19 protein-coding genes are annotated in these 15,634 nt (G+C 44.1%); 1 reads left to right on the top strand and 18 read right to left on the bottom strand.

Annotated features, from left to right (window positions below; genetic code table 11):
• Window positions 1–172 precede the first annotated feature (172 nt).
• The 11 genes from AAIH57_RS12930 to AAIH57_RS12880 form a co-directional block, all read right to left on the bottom strand.
• Window positions 173–466: an RNA polymerase alpha subunit C-terminal domain-containing protein gene (locus tag AAIH57_RS12930; protein ID WP_430021875.1), complete on the bottom strand. Its 294-nt coding sequence runs from the start codon at window positions 464–466 to the stop codon at window positions 173–175.
• A 19-nt stretch (window positions 467–485) separates the two neighbouring features.
• Complete coding sequence (locus AAIH57_RS12925; protein WP_175399363.1) at window positions 486–1,493, bottom strand: phosphotransferase; 1,008 nt, start codon at window positions 1,491–1,493, stop codon at window positions 486–488.
• A gap of 112 nt (window positions 1,494–1,605) precedes the next feature.
• Window positions 1,606–2,247 carry a hypothetical protein gene (locus AAIH57_RS12920; protein ID WP_430021874.1) on the bottom strand — a complete coding sequence of 214 codons (642 nt, stop codon included), beginning with the start codon at window positions 2,245–2,247 and terminating at the stop codon, window positions 1,606–1,608.
• Window positions 2,244–2,570, bottom strand: a complete 327-nt coding sequence (locus AAIH57_RS12915; RefSeq protein WP_430021873.1) for a hypothetical protein — start codon at window positions 2,568–2,570, stop codon at window positions 2,244–2,246. The genes AAIH57_RS12920 and AAIH57_RS12915 overlap by 4 nt, the downstream gene beginning before the upstream one ends.
• Before the next feature lie 26 nt (window positions 2,571–2,596).
• A complete protein-coding gene (locus tag AAIH57_RS12910; protein WP_430021872.1) occupies window positions 2,597–3,634 on the bottom strand; it encodes an alpha/beta fold hydrolase in 1,038 nt (345 codons plus the stop codon).
• 60 nt (window positions 3,635–3,694) lie between these two features.
• Complete coding sequence (locus tag AAIH57_RS12905; protein ID WP_175399358.1) at window positions 3,695–4,204, bottom strand: DUF4275 family protein; 510 nt, start codon at window positions 4,202–4,204, stop codon at window positions 3,695–3,697.
• 60 nt (window positions 4,205–4,264) lie between these two features.
• Window positions 4,265–4,804, bottom strand: a complete 540-nt coding sequence (locus AAIH57_RS12900; RefSeq protein WP_430021871.1) for an NUDIX hydrolase — start codon at window positions 4,802–4,804, stop codon at window positions 4,265–4,267.
• A gap of 159 nt (window positions 4,805–4,963) precedes the next feature.
• Entirely contained in the window at window positions 4,964–5,641 is a 678-nt protein-coding gene (locus AAIH57_RS12895) for an ABC transporter ATP-binding protein (RefSeq protein WP_430021870.1), read from the bottom strand.
• Complete coding sequence (locus tag AAIH57_RS12890) at window positions 5,638–6,762, bottom strand: ABC transporter permease (protein WP_430021869.1); 1,125 nt, start codon at window positions 6,760–6,762, stop codon at window positions 5,638–5,640. Before AAIH57_RS12890 ends, AAIH57_RS12895 begins: the two co-directional genes overlap by 4 nt.
• Window positions 6,763–6,828: 66 nt before the next feature.
• The gene (locus AAIH57_RS12885; RefSeq protein ID WP_430021868.1) at window positions 6,829–8,205 is read right to left on the bottom strand and encodes an ATP-binding protein; all 1,377 of its coding nucleotides are present in this window, start codon (window positions 8,203–8,205) and stop codon (window positions 6,829–6,831) included.
• Window positions 8,202–8,879 carry a response regulator transcription factor gene (locus AAIH57_RS12880; protein WP_430021867.1) on the bottom strand — a complete coding sequence of 226 codons (678 nt, stop codon included), beginning with the start codon at window positions 8,877–8,879 and terminating at the stop codon, window positions 8,202–8,204. The genes AAIH57_RS12885 and AAIH57_RS12880 overlap by 4 nt, the downstream gene beginning before the upstream one ends.
• A 307-nt stretch (window positions 8,880–9,186) precedes the next feature.
• Between AAIH57_RS12880 and AAIH57_RS12875 the strand changes: the two genes are divergently transcribed.
• Entirely contained in the window at window positions 9,187–10,158 is a 972-nt protein-coding gene (locus tag AAIH57_RS12875) for a cation diffusion facilitator family transporter (RefSeq protein WP_430021866.1), read from the top strand.
• 134 nt (window positions 10,159–10,292) lie between these two features.
• Here the strand turns inward: AAIH57_RS12875 and AAIH57_RS12870 are convergent, their stop codons facing one another.
• From AAIH57_RS12870 to AAIH57_RS12840, 7 genes are all read right to left on the bottom strand, one after another.
• A complete protein-coding gene (locus AAIH57_RS12870; protein ID WP_430021865.1) occupies window positions 10,293–10,580 on the bottom strand; it encodes an SHOCT domain-containing protein in 288 nt (95 codons plus the stop codon).
• Between the two features lie 192 nt (window positions 10,581–10,772).
• Window positions 10,773–11,303 carry a hypothetical protein gene (locus AAIH57_RS12865; RefSeq protein WP_430021864.1) on the bottom strand — a complete coding sequence of 177 codons (531 nt, stop codon included), beginning with the start codon at window positions 11,301–11,303 and terminating at the stop codon, window positions 10,773–10,775.
• 23 nt (window positions 11,304–11,326) lie between these two features.
• The gene (locus AAIH57_RS12860) at window positions 11,327–11,833 is read right to left on the bottom strand and encodes a DUF6985 domain-containing protein (RefSeq protein ID WP_175399346.1); all 507 of its coding nucleotides are present in this window, start codon (window positions 11,831–11,833) and stop codon (window positions 11,327–11,329) included.
• A gap of 16 nt (window positions 11,834–11,849) precedes the next feature.
• Entirely contained in the window at window positions 11,850–12,887 is a 1,038-nt protein-coding gene (locus AAIH57_RS12855; protein ID WP_430021863.1) for a hypothetical protein, read from the bottom strand.
• A gap of 182 nt (window positions 12,888–13,069) precedes the next feature.
• The gene (locus AAIH57_RS12850) at window positions 13,070–13,924 is read right to left on the bottom strand and encodes an MBL fold metallo-hydrolase (protein WP_430021862.1); all 855 of its coding nucleotides are present in this window, start codon (window positions 13,922–13,924) and stop codon (window positions 13,070–13,072) included.
• Between the two features lie 136 nt (window positions 13,925–14,060).
• Complete coding sequence (locus AAIH57_RS12845; protein WP_430021861.1) at window positions 14,061–14,441, bottom strand: hypothetical protein; 381 nt, start codon at window positions 14,439–14,441, stop codon at window positions 14,061–14,063.
• Window positions 14,442–14,522: 81 nt separating this feature from the next.
• Window positions 14,523–15,386, bottom strand: coding sequence for an imm11 family protein (locus AAIH57_RS12840; RefSeq protein WP_430021860.1), 864 nt, complete (start codon window positions 15,384–15,386; stop codon window positions 14,523–14,525).
• Between the last annotated feature and the right edge of the window lie 248 nt (window positions 15,387–15,634).

The raw sequence follows: 15,634 nt of genomic DNA, 5'->3' as shown, positions 1-15,634 counted from the left end.
AAGAAATCTAGACGACTGACGAAGGGAGGAAGATTGAGTGGGTCAATGAGTTCAATAAGCCATTCAAGCAGGCTCGGCAAGAGCTCCTGAGTGAAGGGAATTTATTGTATGAGGTGACCATCGAGGAAATGGTTTCACGTCTGGATTAGTGGGTCATTTTGAGTGGAGGGGATTATCTCGTAAATGACAATCCCTCTCCCTCAAGTGCCTGTCTAAGCTTGGGAATTGCTGATGGCCCTATGCCGTGCAGCTTCAGGATCTCTTTCTCCGTGTACTCCGAAAGTTTTTGCAATGTCGTAATCCCTTCATTCTCCAAGGCACGTCTGGCAGGAGCAGACAACAAGGCCAAAAATCCCTCTTTCGGTTTCCGTTCGGATTCGCAGATGGGACAAGTTGGACAGTCACTTTTTTTGTAGTGCGTATGTCCATGTTCACAGGTTCGGGATCTTCCTTTATCGTTAACCATGTGGGCACTCCTTTCTGAATTAGATATCCATCCAACTCTCAACCTCTGGGATTATACTATCATATTGTTTTAAAGCCTTTATAGTCCAAGTGACTTGTGCTGTTCCCATTCGCTGTTCATCCTGATCTGTACATTCAATCCACAACGAACGTTTCAGGCTATATTCCAGCCAGTTTAACTTTCCAATAAGTCCATTTTCCAAGACGAGCCTCCAATTGGCACTTAATCTACTCACGTGCTTTCGATATCCATTTATAAAGGCCAAGAACCTTCCTTTGTCTATGTTTCCGGTACTATTTATAGACCAATAAATTGCTGTTTCCACTAGATCATGCATCGGATTTATATAACCCGCCGATTCCCAATCAATAATAATAGGGTTATTCCGCTTCCACATCACATTCTTGGGTTCCAAATCTCTGTGACTAATCACTGCATCTGAAGTTAGGAGTAGCGATGATCTCTTTGCCTTAGCACTCCACTCATACAACTGTTGGATAGTTGAATCTAAAAGCTCATACCATTCCAGACTCTCTTCTTTCCCTTTGTCCAGATAAAACGCCCAATCGGTGTCTTTTGAATAATCTATCTGAGTCTTATCCACATTTAGTTGTGAAAAATTGATCTTGTGGATATCCGCAAGAATCGTTCCCATTAGATCACAATGCACGTTGGTAACTTCACTATGATCTAGACTTCGACCATCAATCCAATCAAATATCAGATAGAATTGATTATCTATGTTATGGATCGAAGAGTTATTAATCCTATTTGCCGGTTGTCCAGGGATATGGTTTGCTGCCACGTTTGCTATTCTTTCTGAATTGATATAATTTTGCATGGCTTCAGGCCTAGTCATAATCTGTGGATTCAATGCTTTAATTGCATATTTATCTTTTCTTGTCTCCATGACGTACATCCGATGTAAGTGTCCACCGGATATCGGTTTGGGCGTGCTTATCAACTCACCAAGGTGCAACTGATCGCATATTTTCTCAAAATTCAGATTATACTGAATATCGCTCATAACGTTACATACCTTCCGCAAGGTACTCCAGCGATAATATGTTCATTTGTTCTCTTCATAATCCCTCGCCATGTTTGCTTATTAGGAAAGCATATCGTAAATATGCTGCAAATTATTTTCCCACACTACGATTTAGTATGTTCATTACTTCTTCTTCGCTTTTGGATAATTGCCCCATCATGTTCTTAACCAGATCATCTGAAAAGGCGATATTTCCATTAAAAGTCTCCATATGTTTTGTGTATGATTGAACCGCTTCATTGAGGTCAATGGGTTCCTTGAAGTGTATCTCGCCGACTTCCATATCTAGAAACTTGCGACAAAATAAGGTTACACATTCTTCTATAACGCTGATATCAATTCCTCGATTCGGATGCCACATCTCCAAACCTCTTGGTTTTACTCCTAATTCATTTGTAGGAAGATCGGTGTATGGTAACTCATAAAAGTCTTCATCCGATGGATTATCGTAGTAGTAATGAAAGTGAATTTGATCATCTGCTAGATACGTTCTGATACTGTTCACAAAATGAAGCTCCTCCGGATCACTTTCCATATCCTCTAGTCCGTGTTCAAGATAATTCTTGGTACATATACATACAAATCCTATCCTATTCTCGCCGTTTGCATCACTGTAGATCCGAATATCCTCCCAGCCTGTAAGATGACTCAGTCCATATACTCCCCACCACAGGTCGTACGAATTTGTTCTCACATAAACTTTAGAATGTTTTTCCTGAATCGACTTCATCATATTCGTCCCCTTAATAGTTCTTGCTCCTCGTAAGTCAATAATTTATTCTCTACTAAATAGGTGGTTAGTGACGCCAGATATTCTTTGCATGTCGTAATATAGTCTGTCTCCACAAAATCTCTAACTTCCAATTCTTTGTATGCTCTATTTAGTAACACAGCGATATTGCCATACGAACCACTAATTAATAGGCCAATGGAATGATTTATTGCTGTTATTAAGTGATAGTGTGTAGAATTTCTTCTAAGTCCATATACGGGCAATACATCCTTGGAATTTAATCTAAGAATGAGTCTCCAAATGTGATCGTCAATTCCCCCCACGAACTAGCCCCCTAATATCTTAATCTTTAGAGAGACCCATACATCTCCATCAACCATGCAGCGAACTGCTCCTTCTCCTCAAACTGCGGATAATGGGCCGAATGTTCAAATACCACAAAATCTTTGATTGGCGCCTCCAGTACAGCGAAATAGTTCCGCGCCGCATTCACGGATGTCATATAATCGTATTTTCCCATAACAAAGTAAGTCGGGATCTCCAGCTCTTTTACGATATCGGGTAAGCGTTGGCCGGATTCTTCATTCAAAAGGATTTCCTGTGTAGCCTGAATCCCCATGGAATAGCGAATGACATCAAGTGCATTGTATTCAGGACCGAACAGAAAACCGAATATATAATCCTGATTTTCATCAATTTGTCTTGCTGCACCGCCGTATTTGCGAACCATATTCCTTGGCGTATGCTCATCCCCTCGCTCAATCGAACTTCGTAAGCGTTCCAGACTTGCCGCGTCCTCTGAATTCCCAGCCTTCTTCGCTTGTGCAATCGTATAATCCAGACTGTCCAACTCACTCTGCGCGTTATCCGCTACTTGCCCAATACCGATGTAAGCATTGAATTTGTCCGGTGCCTTGGCGGCAGCCTTAGTCCCTATGTATGTACCAAATGAATGACCCACCAAACTGACCTTCTCTTGTCCAAGCTTGATAGTCACATATTCGGTTAAAGCCAATAAATCATCTACGAGCACATCCGTCGTCAAACCCGAATAATCCTCAAAAAAATGATAAGACTTCCCACTCCCGCGTTGATCATAATGAACAATGGTGAAATGCTCTTCCAGCTCCTCTTGGTACTTCCTCACATAAGGAATTTCGGAGCAGCCCGGACCACCGTGTACAAAGATCAGGATGGGGTTGTCCCGATCCGTTCCCCGAATCATCACCTCATGATCGGCACCGTTGATCTCAACTTGTCCTAATGTGCTGATGCTATTCTCACCTTTAATACCAGGAGTCCATGTCGGAAATATCAGAGAGAGTATTGCAATGAGCAGAACCACGACCATGAAGCGTTTAGTTACTTTAACGAGCTGCTTACGCATTGGGATGTCTCCTTTTGCACATTGATTCGTTTGAATTGAATTCAGCTGGTTAACGGTTAGTCATGGTTTGCTTACTTTATAAAAATAAGGGCCACACATGTCTTCGTGAGTATGTACGTAGGTCCAGGTAAACTCTCGGTCGAAAATATAGATATCCTGTTCCGAATCAAAGTCCGCTGCAACGACTGCATTCGCATTCTCATATCCCTGGATGAAAGGCGTGTGTTGATACATCACATACAAGTCATTTTTGAGTTCGGCATCAAAGGCATCTCGTGCTGTATCGCCCGTTAAACACTCTTGTTTCTTATAACTAAACATATGCCATTTATATTCGCTGTAGTAGATAGCTTCTTTTGCCTCGTCATCCATATTGCTTGCGAATACGTTATCCCACTGCTCAGCAATGCCCTCGGATTCCTCGCATAGCTCTGTCACCTGGACGCCCTTATCCTCCAAATTTTTCTCGAACATATACTTAAGGTACACTAGCTCGATCCGCGAGTACGCCACATTCAGTTCACTTTCAGGCAAAACGTCTAACATCTTATTGATTTGTTCCCGAATCATTGCGACCTCCGTTTGGAATTAAATTAGGTGTGTCTTGGACCTGGACCATTATCCTGTTCCTTACCGTCTACCTTCTTCCCGCAGAACATAAGCCAATTGGTACATCTCCGCAATATCACTTCTATTTTGCTCCTGGAATCTCCGAACGGCTTCATCGATCTCTACCGTCTCTACGGCAACAACCTGCTCTCCATCCACCGGATTCAGCGGACTACCGACAATTTCAATATCTCCATATCCAATCAGTCTTACAAAATGAGGATGCGGAATATGTGGTCTATACGGTTCCAAGGCACTTGATGTGCAATGGAATTGACCGAAAATCTGATACGACTGCAGTTCCGCGCCCAGCTCCTCCATCACCTCTCGTTTTAACCCATCCGGATAGCGTTCTCCAGGTTCCAATGTCCCACCCGGCAGCTCCCATTTTCCATTGTCCAGTTGAAAAACAACACATTGATTCCCGACGAACGGAATAATGCTAACGTTGCTCACTAGCGCTTCGTCCACGATATCGTTCAACCTGAAATCCGCCTCAATCGTTCCCCAATGAATCGACGTACTCAGCGCCGGAAATTGTTCTTTATTCAAACTTTTCATCCTCTATCCGACCTCTCTAGGAAAAAGTAAAATCTTCCATCTCATTCTTTCTCTCATTATAGATGATAACGAAGAAAGAAGGCCACCTTCCCATGTCGGGAAATACGTGACCTTCTGATTTTAACGAAAACAGGCTAGCGCCATTCTATGAAAGACGACTTATTTGTGTATCAGCTTTCCGTTTTCCAAAAAGAGAACCCGATCACATAGCGGCAAAATCCGCTCATCATGCGTAACCATCACCGCACTCTTGCCCTGCTCCGCAACCAGCTTTGCAATCATGCCCACAATATCCAGCCCACGTTCCGCATCCAGACTGGCTGTGGGTTCATCCGCTAGCAGGACGGCTGGATCATTCATCAATGCCCTCGCAATGGCAACCCGCTGGCGTTCTCCGCCGGATAGCTTCTCGGCATATGCCTTACGCCGATGAGTTAACCCAACCGTTTCCAGGAGCTCATCCACTCGTTTCGTTGCCAAGTTCTTGTCCATTCCAGCGAGCTTCGCAACCACCATTAGTTGTTCTTCCACTTTCAGATACGGAATGAGATTGGCGCTTTGAAAAATAAATCCCAGCTGCTGAAGCCGCACATTTGAGATGTCCTGCTTGTTTTTGCCCATAATCGATGCGCCATCCAGCAGAACCTGTCCTTCCGTCGGTTCAAGGAGTGCACCTGCGATGGACAGAAATGTACTTTTACCCGAACCGGAAGGTCCCATGACCGCGACAAGTTCTCCTTCGGCCACCTCAAGATCCAGCTTATCCAGTATCGTCCGTTTGACAGCACCATCTTCAAAAGTCTGTGTAATTCCTTGTAATACCAGTCGGTTTCTCACGCTGCTGTCCTCCCAATCGCATCAAGTGCATCAATTTTGGCAACCTTCCACACCGAAAATAACGAACCCGCCATAGACATCATTACGAATAACACACAGGTCAGTGCTAGGGTGGACAAGCCTAATTGAAACGGCATCGAAGCTGGCAGGATGGATTCAAATAACTGAACCAGGAGAACACTGATCACCAAACTTCCAACGGACAGAAGCAATACTTGTATTGAAACACTGCCAGCCAGATACGCATTGCGCGTCCCGATGGCTTTCAAAATACCAAATTGACTCGTTTTCTGAATGGTGATGACGTAGAAAAATACCGCAAGTACAAACGCCGAGATGACAAACAAAAAGGCAATCATCATGAGCAGCGAGCCCTGCTCTTCCTTGTACCCGGGAATGGCCGATACCGCATCGGACTTCGTAATCACTTCCGTATTTGGCAAAGTGGTACTGAGGCTGTCTACCTTCTCACCTGCATCCTTAATGGCAATCGCATTGTATACCTGAGCATTAGCGTCTGCTGTTCCTTGCGAAGTACGGGAACCTCCTTGAATGGCCAGCCATTCCTGTTCATTCATAAACACAACCGGTGAGTGACTGAAGGACTCATTTTCCACAAATCCACCCACTGTCCATTCCGTCCCGGAGGCTTGATCCACCAGTACCGTACCAATTGTCACGCCGGATTCAGACAGCTTTTGATCGACCACAACCTGGCCGTTCTTCTGATCCGTGATTGGAGATCCTTCGGTTACGGTTGGAGCCAGCCAGCTTTCCGGGTTCACCATGAATAGCGTTACATCCATCTTCTTCGTGTCGCCAGCTGGACTGACCGTTGTCATTTTCACACCCAGCGGTTCGGCATTCTCTTGCCCCACAACAGAGCGTGTCTGCTCAAGCTGATCCTGACCCACCTGGGAACGGGTAAACCGATGATTCGAGTCCTGCTCCAGAACAAAATGGGATGCTGCCATATTTTTGATCGAAGCCGCGTTGTCATACGCCAGCCCCTGTGCCAGACCTGTGACAAACAAAACCAGAAATGATACCAACACCATGATTGTAGCAATTAACGCATACCGCCCTTTGGCAAACCTCATTTCTCTAATAGCCAAATACATGTTCTCTGACCTCCTCTTGATAACCCAAGTATAGGAGGCGAAAATGAACGGCAAATGAATAACAGATTACATCTGCGGGAGCGTCACGGTAAAGACCGTTCCTTCGGCTGAACTCGAGACCTCGATCGTCCCGTCATGGATCCGGATAATTTTCTGCACAATGGCAAGTCCAAGCCCGGTTCGTCCGGATGAACGCTCTCGGGCACGGTCCACCCGGTAGAAACGATCGAACAGGAATGGCAGATGTTCCGCAGCAATCCCGTCTCCTGTATCCCGAATATGAATCACACAGTGGGCATCTGTCTGTTCGGCATGAATCTCGATGCTTCTTCCCTGCGGAAGATGATTCACCGCATTGCCCAGCAAATTCATCCACACTTGCATAAGCAGCACTTCATTGCCAACCAGCTGGATCGTTTCGGGTACCGAAATCCGGAGCAGTAACTCCTTTTCTTCCAGCTGCCATTGCAGCACCTGAACGGCTTGGCGGAACTGATCCCGCAGAGAGAATTTTGATTTGGTCAGATCCTCATGACCTTGTTCAAGGGATGACAGAAGAAGCAGCTGTTTACTGAGCAGCGAGAGATGACGGCTCTCCTCCTCAATAATGGAGGCGTAGTGCTCCCGTTCTTGTTCTGGCAGGTCCCGATCCGCGACCAGTTGGGCAAACCCCTGAATGGATGTCAGCGGAGATTGAATCTCATGCGATACGTTCGATACAAACTGCTGACGTGCCTGGTCTACCCGCTCCAATTCACGACTCATGGTCATGAAATGCTGGGCCAGCTGTCCAATCTCATCGCGCCGCGTAGTGGGCAGTTTCAGATTATAGTTCCCTTGGGCAATTCGCTTGGTCGCCTCCGACAGACGTTCAATCGGATTAACCAGATAGCGCGTACTTATCAGAAAGATCAAGATACTTATACCCACCGTAAGTGCTCCAATCAGCGCAAAGAAGATACGCAGCTCACCGAATTGCAAGATCACATCTGGCCGCATAAACAGGGCATAACGTGCATTCTCCATCTGCAGTTGAACGCCGACGGTATTGCTTAATTGATTATCGAAAAAGCCTGTAATGAAGGGTTTGCTTGGAAACTGGGCAACGCCATGGTAAACCTCCCCACTCAGCACCAGATCTACAGCTTGCTTGTCCAGCTCCTTCCCGCGGAACTCGCTGCCGTAGAATTGATCATTCCCTTTTCCATCCGTCACATAGATTTCGTACCCGAGGGCTGCGGCATTGTTCAGGTACTGTTTCATCGTGTCCGGTTCCTGCTCCACAAATTGCTTCATCTCTGTGGCGATGCCCACCAGCTTCTCGTCATTGAACGACTTGAGCTTCGCATGATAGTAGATGTTTGATAAAAGAAAACCCAGCATGCCGCTGACCACAATTACCGCAACCGTAATGAGGAACACCCGAACATACAAGGTCCTCACTGCGCTTTCACCTCCATCTTGTAACCAATCCCCCGCACTGTCTGAATAACGAAATCATCCGCATAATCGGCAAACCGATCGCGTAACCGCTTGATGTGCACATCCACAGTACGGTCATCTCCTTCATAGTCTGCTCCCCAGACAAGTCGAATCAGTTCCTCCCGCGAGAATAAACGACCTGGATACTGTGCCAGCTGGGAGAGCAGTTCGAACTCTTTCATCGGTAAAAACAGAATGGAATGACCGTCGGATACCTCCACATTGTTCCGGTCAATCACGATGCGGTTCATGCGTATGATGTCACTGGACGTACGATGGTAACGGCGAAACAGCGCCTTGACCCGGTAGATCAACTCTTCGGGTTCAAACGGCTTCGTCACATATTCGTCCGTGCCTTTCAGATAGCCCTCCCTCTTGTCGGATAACTGATCCCGTGCCGTTAGAAGCATAATCGGAATATCATAATGCTGCCGAATGAAATCACATAGCTCCAGACCGTCCATACCTGGCATCATCACGTCCAGGATCGCCAGATCGATCGGCGTTTCTTTCATCACCTTGATCGCTTCCAGGCCGTCCTGCGCTTCGTGCACCCGATACCCTTCCTTGGTCATGACATGCCGCAGGAGTGCTCTAATGTTGGCGTCATCGTCCGCCAGAAGCAGATGCTTCATATTGTTGTCCGCCCCTTTTTTAAAAGTTCAAATATGTTATTACGGATACTTCCGCACATGGATCCTGCACAGATGGTAGCACAAAAGCAAAGTCATTTGCCAACACACATGCGCTTATGACGCAGCCATGTTTACATCTTCTCGAATCTGGTTGACACTATTATTAGGCGCAACTATAATAAAACCATAACATATGAACGAGCGCTCATATATTCATCTTTTAAAATGAAATGTAGTGAAGTACCCTAATTTACAATAGGAATCATACTTACATAACGGAGCAATGCTCCAAAGGAGAGGATCTCGTATGTCCGGACATCACCACAATCACGACCATGGACACCATCATACTCATCCCAATAATAAGAAAGTACTCTTGTTTTCCTTCATCATTATTACAGTTTATATGATCGTTGAAGCCGTTGGCGGTTTCATTACCAACAGTCTGGCTCTTATCTCCGATGCAGGCCACATGCTGTCCGATGCCGTTGCTCTGGGGATTGCGTTACTGGCGTTTACCTTTGGTGAGAAAGCGGTCAATACAGGCAAAACGTACGGGTACAGACGGTTTGAGATTTTGGCTGCTACCTTAAACGGAGTCACCTTGATCGCCATCTCACTGTACATCTTTTACGAAGCGATCGGCCGCTTCATCCATCCGCCGGAAGTTGCAACGGTAGGCATGCTGATCATCAGCATCATCGGATTGCTCGTGAACATTCTCGTCGCCTGGATCATGATGCGCGGCAGCGACACGGAGAATAACCTCAATATGCGAGGTGCCTACCTCCATGTCATCAGTGATATGTTAGGGTCCATCGGTGCGATTTTCGCAGCATTGCTGATGATGTTCTTCGGCTGGGGCTGGGCGGATCCACTCGCAAGCGTAATTGTGGCGGTGCTTGTGTTGCGAAGCGGTTTCTTCGTAACGAAATCCTCCCTGCATATTTTGATGGAAGGCACCCCGGCGAATGTGGATGTCAACGACCTCGTACAAACCATTAAAAAGGTAGACGGTGTCCATGGCGTTCACGATGTGCATGTGTGGTCCATTACAAGTAACCTGAATGCACTGACCGCTCATATCGTGGTCGATGGAACATTGAGTATTTATGAAGCCGAAACGCTCGTCCAGAAGATCGAACATATGCTGGAGCATAAAGATATCAAGCATGTCACCTTGCAGGTGGAGTCAGAAAAGCACCTACATGACAGTTCCGTTTTATGCACCGTTAAAGGCGATGCTCCCGATGCGCACGCACATCATCATCACCATTGAGAACTGTATGTTGTGGCTGGATATCAAAAAAAACAGGGCTTATTCCCGATAAGGGAAGGCCCTGTTTTTCATTTTTGTAAATTAACGATCTTTTATCAGGTTGGTTAAATCTTTAACTTTCCGAAACTCCTTGACTACTTCATCTTAGAGAGCAGTTTCTGTTTCTTTTGATCAAATTCAAAGTCAGTAATGATATTTTTTTCCTTCAACTCACCTAATTGCAAAAGTTGTTCATGAACATTAACAGGCGGCTTCTTTAACTTATTAGCTCTAACCAAAACAACAATTGAAAAAGGTATTGCGTACAACATGGTTAATAACGCCAAGAATGCCGCGTTATCTGGATCTTCAGGCCCTAAACCGAGTATCATAAAAAACGTTAATGTGAACAACACGATCCCAATGGTCGATAATACTTTCAATACAATTCCTCCCAATGATTATGTAACTTTCCTATTTTGAAATCTTAAAGACTGGTAAGAAAACTAAATATCTACTTCATTTCGGTTCATAATGACATAACCAAGCTGGAACAAGAGGATGTAATAAAACTGATGTTGATCATGCAGCTTGTTTTTGAATCTTTTGGCTTGAGCCTACATTTAAGAAGGTCTCTAACTTCCATTGTTACATAAAATGCAACCATGGCATGACAGGTACACTTCATGTTTTGCGCATTTCGGATATCCTGGCGGGATCGTCGGTCGATCATCATCCTCTTCAATCTCGGACCACTCCAGGTAGTTGCTCAGATTAACGTGTTGTTTCATGAAGGCTTGAATCATTATCCGAAATTGCTCCAAACAGTATATAACCGCCTCTTTGCGTGGTTCATAACTTAACTTCTCCCAGGCAGATTCAGCGATTGCATGTGCAATCATGCGCAGCATAAAATCTTTCTCATCATCAAAGGTGTCTACGGTCCAAGGCATCTCATCGATATCAAAACCAACCGTCCCGATCCCTACGATAGACTGATCCTGCTGCGCCAACCAGATCGTCATTTCTCTCTCCCGGTTCGTCTTGGCCAGCATCGAGCCACTGATGGATAGCACCTCTATAAAGACGGACGTTAACCCATTAGTCATGCCTAAGGATTCAATATCGGACTCTACACCATGAGGCATGGATATCGTGTTCGCCATGCTGTCTCACCCCTTAACTAACCTTACTCGTTTTCATCCGATTCCGTCCAGATGGCAAATGCTCCGTACCCCAAATACTCACGGACTTCAAGAACTTTATCACCACGTACCACGATTTCCATGCCATTTTCAGCGTCCCATTCGGTACCACCACCCAGAATCGCTCCCAAAATATCATCGTTCTGATCATAAGGATTCCGAAAAAGTTCAACTTCGCCAACTGACATGAACTCCAATATGTCCCTGCCCTCAGCTTCAGCCAAACCAGCAGCATATTCCACTGTATCACTCAATATTTTCTCGGTTTTCCATTCATATGCTAGCTTGCATATGTCGTTAATCGTTCCATCCGGCAAGCGATTCAGCACGTCCCGGATATATAGCTCTGCTTCTTCCAAACTCATGTCTTCCGTATTAAACCGATACTCAACCTCGCAATGGAACAAATTAAGCAGACCATATCCGGACATCCGGTTCTCATCTGAGGGGTCTTCTGCGCCAATACGCTCTAAATGAAATCTCCCGGTCATACTTTATCCTCCTTCATTAATCTCCACCACCGCCACAGGACGAACAGCTGGATGAGCTGCAAGAAGAATCGGAAGATCCTGAGGATGATCCGGAACCTCCCGAGGAACCACTGCTGTCTGTGCAAATATCCGCATAACAGCTGGAACTGCTCGAACAACTGCTGCTTGACGAAGCCCCGGAGGCGGCTGCCTTTTCCTGTGGAAGAATTTCCTGCTCCAGACGACCCATGTGCACCCCGTATGTTGCTTCATGATGCATGGAGTGATACACCATGGCACTCGCCATAATGAGAGCCACATCAACCGTACCCGAGGATTCGAGGGATAGCTCATTTTCGTTTAGACTTGCCGATCTTTGGAGTTTTTCAATTAAATAAGTAATAACCTGCGCGGCTTCAGGATTCTCCTGCATACGTCTGGTATGAAAGAGTTGATTCACCAGTTCAGATTGATCCCCTTGTGTGATCAACTTCTTCATATCACCAGATAACGGATAACTGAAGAAATCACCCCAGATCGCGGAACTATAGGGAGTGAATTCGAATAATTGACAGTAAACCCAGTCAAACCATGCCCGTGCTCCTGGACTCTCACGACGGGTAACTGCCGGCTCATGATGTACCGTGGAACCCATAAATTCAGCACAAAAGTCAGTGTAGGACTTCGTAAACATCAGCATTTCATGCCAAAACTCGTCTACCTCTTCACTGAACATGGGTACCTGCTTAAGCAAAGAAGCCATAACGAAATATCTTTTTAACTCCAGCAGTTTCCATCGATACTCCAGCTTTCTGATGTGAGGATATTCCTGCTCGATACGGAGCTTAAGTTTATTCGAATAATGTTTATTAAAGCTTTTCTCCAATTGTTGAATGGTTTGCTCATAGGGAATTTCATCACGCAGTCCAAGATTCAAAGGTAACTTTTTGCGTCGATACGTAACTTTCGTGTGCCTCCTGCGACTCCCTGCTGGACGGAAAATTCTGATTTTACGCCGAATCAAATATACTGCAATGACCAATAAAATTGCTGCGATGTAGTAGTAGATAGGCATAGTAGAGCCTCTCCTCTCCGTTGATCGTTTTCTATGTATGGGGTAAACTCCCATTAGTATAATTGACGACCGGCAATGATTAAAAGAGCCCTTTGACATAAATGTCAGGGCTCTTGGTTTAAAGGTTACTTCAAGAAGCGCACGCCATGCAGCATGGATATTACATATGCACGTTAAACTGTCTATCCTTGCTTTGACTTCAATCGTTGATCGTTAACAAACGCTTTTAAATAGAACATCTCATTTTCATTGGGAGTCCGCTGATGATCTTTTTCAAAGGTTTCTATTGCGCAATCTAATGATGTGGATGTCACAGCTCTACTACAGGAGATAAGTTCTCTCCAAAACACGTCCATCTCATCCAGATCACAAATGGATTCATGCCCAAGTAAGAAATGATCGGCATCATACTTTTGGATGTCCTGTATCATGGGCAGCAACAGAGCTTGCTTGAAATGAAATAGTGAATTTGTAGTTGTTCCATACGCGCTATCTCCCAGGAAAATGGTTTTTTCATCTGGAATGTACACAATGGTTGAGTCATCCGTATGCGTACTTCGAATTCTCTCAAGAATACAAATTTTATTCCCCAAATCAATCTGGAGAGAATGTTCAAAAATGATATCAGGAGCATTTAATTTAAACGAGTCTCTCATCGGTATTTCATTTTGTATGATCTCCATACAATGTGAACTCATCTTGTTTGACTTTACATATTCATTGAGTGAATAGTCATCATACGAATAGTTTCTCCAAACATTGATCAATTGAAGGGTTAGTCTATTAACAATGATCGTCGCATTGAATTCATTCATTCCTAAAAAATGATCCCAATGAGCATGTGTAATGGCCAAGTATTTAACGGGTGGTACATTAAACCGGCTTATTTCCTGCAAAAAGTCTTTAGCATGTTGAACGGAATTCCCACCATCAATCACAAGACTGTACTGATCCCCGCAAACTAACCCTAATGTCGGTCTATCTTTATCATTTTGGTTAGATAAGTAATAGATGGATTCACTTAATTTATTTAACATGTCAATTCTCCTCTATTTATAATTTTGATACTAAGAGAAAAATCGCATGTCATTATAGTTTTAAACGATGGATTTTTCTCATTTTATTGTTTTACCAATGGAATCACCCCTTTATATCAATGAATAGAATCGTTATTTATGAAGCAGCAATAATTATACTTGTGATAAGCAGCAGTATCGTTACGGGCGCCCAGATTCTTCGTTCCCATACGCTTCTCGTTATAAGATTTAATATTGTTCCCAGCACCAAATACGCAACGATAAACCAGATCGCTGTATCTGCAAACGCAGACCACTGAGGCAATAGCACCCCCGCTTTACTCAGGACAACTAAACCAATGAATACAAGGATGGTAATCTGGAGCAAACAGGCATAACGCATAGATGGGGGATATTTCCCGGGAAACTTGCCTCCCATGGCAGCCTCTCCCCACGGCATACCTGCAGCGAGTGCAACTTGAAATAGAATGACAATCAGAATCAGGACGGAAAACAATATCGAAGACAATACTACCACCTACTCACATCCCAGCATTTATAATGTAGTTTCTTCTTATACTTTATTGATGCAAGCCGATCAGTATTCTTCAAACGCTTGTTATATAACACCCATACTCTCTTTCAGTCGACTAAACATCGATTTTCCTTTTTCCGTTATTCCCCACTGAAGTCCTAACAAAATCGGTGGGTAATAGATCGGCATTATCCATGAATAGCTCCCGTCCAGTTGTAGGTCTCCAAGCCAAATTCGCTTATCCTTATCTGCCTTGATTGCCCACTTACCCGAATACACCACATGACCTTTATTTTTGCGAGCAAACTTCTTAGCTTTGTCAAAATCAAACACTTCTAGAAGGGAGTTATCAATTTCTTTACTCATCCGTTCATGCTCTTCTTCTTTGGCTTTCCATGAAAATTCGGAGTCCCATATCTCAACTAATTGATAACCCACGATGGATTGACTTAATATTTCTTGCAATGAATCTGAAACATATATGTAAGGTAATTTTCTATCCCCATTTGGAAGTTTGATTCTGAATATGTGTTGTCCCTGTAATGCTGCTTGATCCAGAACGAGTGAATATTCATCGAACTCTGGAATGCCGTCATAATACGTTCTAACTTTAGAGTTCTCCGGATCTATACAATCAATGATGCTCAATACGTGAAGAATATAATATTCCTCACTTGTAGATGTTGAGAGAGGAAGAAATTCAATATGTTTGATATGATTCTGTTCCAATAAATTTTTCACTTTGTTACTAATAACCAGTGCTCCCGAGTATCTGTTTAAAATATCAGCTGGTTTTCCCACATCGTTAAATTCAACTGTAGGCGTAGACCATTCCTGAATTAATGGATTTTCACTTCCTAATGCCTCGTAAATCTGATCCAACTCCTCGGAGTCGCTAAACTCAATCGTATTATTCGGTGGATAATAATCTAACAACCATGCTTTCATTGATTTCACTCCTGCTTATATGATCTGTACTATTCCGATTCAAACCAATATCGATAAAATTCTTCTGAAAACCAGAACCAAATGATCCCTAGTATCACCATAGTGCACCCTAATACTTTTAAAATCACTTCTATAGACTTAGGGATTTCTGTGTTCGGCAAGTTTTCTTCAAAACGCAATACCCATCACAAATACCGGAATGGACAAATAACCAAATGTACTGGTGGTCCATTCCATGTCGATACCAT

Origin of the sequence: Paenibacillus sp. MABNR03, assembly GCF_050455445.1 — a bacterium.
In the GTDB taxonomy this organism is placed as follows: domain Bacteria; phylum Bacillota; class Bacilli; order Paenibacillales; family Paenibacillaceae; genus Paenibacillus; species Paenibacillus xylanilyticus.
This window is presented reverse-complemented; position numbering and strand designations above follow the sequence as displayed.

Coding starts and splice junctions, on each gene's coding strand:
- AAIH57_RS12930 (WP_430021875.1), bottom strand. CDS start 466: ATGGTTAACGATAAAGGAAGATCCCGAACCTGTGAACATGGACATACG.
- AAIH57_RS12925 (WP_175399363.1), bottom strand. CDS start 1,493: ATGAGCGATATTCAGTATAATCTGAATTTTGAGAAAATATGCGATCAG.
- AAIH57_RS12920 (WP_430021874.1), bottom strand. CDS start 2,247: ATGATGAAGTCGATTCAGGAAAAACATTCTAAAGTTTATGTGAGAACA.
- AAIH57_RS12910 (WP_430021872.1), bottom strand. CDS start 3,634: ATGCGTAAGCAGCTCGTTAAAGTAACTAAACGCTTCATGGTCGTGGTT.
- AAIH57_RS12905 (WP_175399358.1), bottom strand. CDS start 4,204: ATGATTCGGGAACAAATCAATAAGATGTTAGACGTTTTGCCTGAAAGT.
- AAIH57_RS12900 (WP_430021871.1), bottom strand. CDS start 4,804: ATGAAAAGTTTGAATAAAGAACAATTTCCGGCGCTGAGTACGTCGATT.
- AAIH57_RS12890 (WP_430021869.1), bottom strand. CDS start 6,762: ATGTATTTGGCTATTAGAGAAATGAGGTTTGCCAAAGGGCGGTATGCG.
- AAIH57_RS12880 (WP_430021867.1), bottom strand. CDS start 8,879: ATGAAGCATCTGCTTCTGGCGGACGATGACGCCAACATTAGAGCACTC.
- AAIH57_RS12875 (WP_430021866.1), top strand. CDS start 9,187: ATGTCCGGACATCACCACAATCACGACCATGGACACCATCATACTCAT.
- AAIH57_RS12865 (WP_430021864.1), bottom strand. CDS start 11,303: ATGGCGAACACGATATCCATGCCTCATGGTGTAGAGTCCGATATTGAA.
- AAIH57_RS12860 (WP_175399346.1), bottom strand. CDS start 11,833: ATGACCGGGAGATTTCATTTAGAGCGTATTGGCGCAGAAGACCCCTCA.
- AAIH57_RS12855 (WP_430021863.1), bottom strand. CDS start 12,887: ATGCCTATCTACTACTACATCGCAGCAATTTTATTGGTCATTGCAGTA.
- AAIH57_RS12850 (WP_430021862.1), bottom strand. CDS start 13,924: ATGTTAAATAAATTAAGTGAATCCATCTATTACTTATCTAACCAAAAT.
- AAIH57_RS12840 (WP_430021860.1), bottom strand. CDS start 15,386: ATGAAAGCATGGTTGTTAGATTATTATCCACCGAATAATACGATTGAG.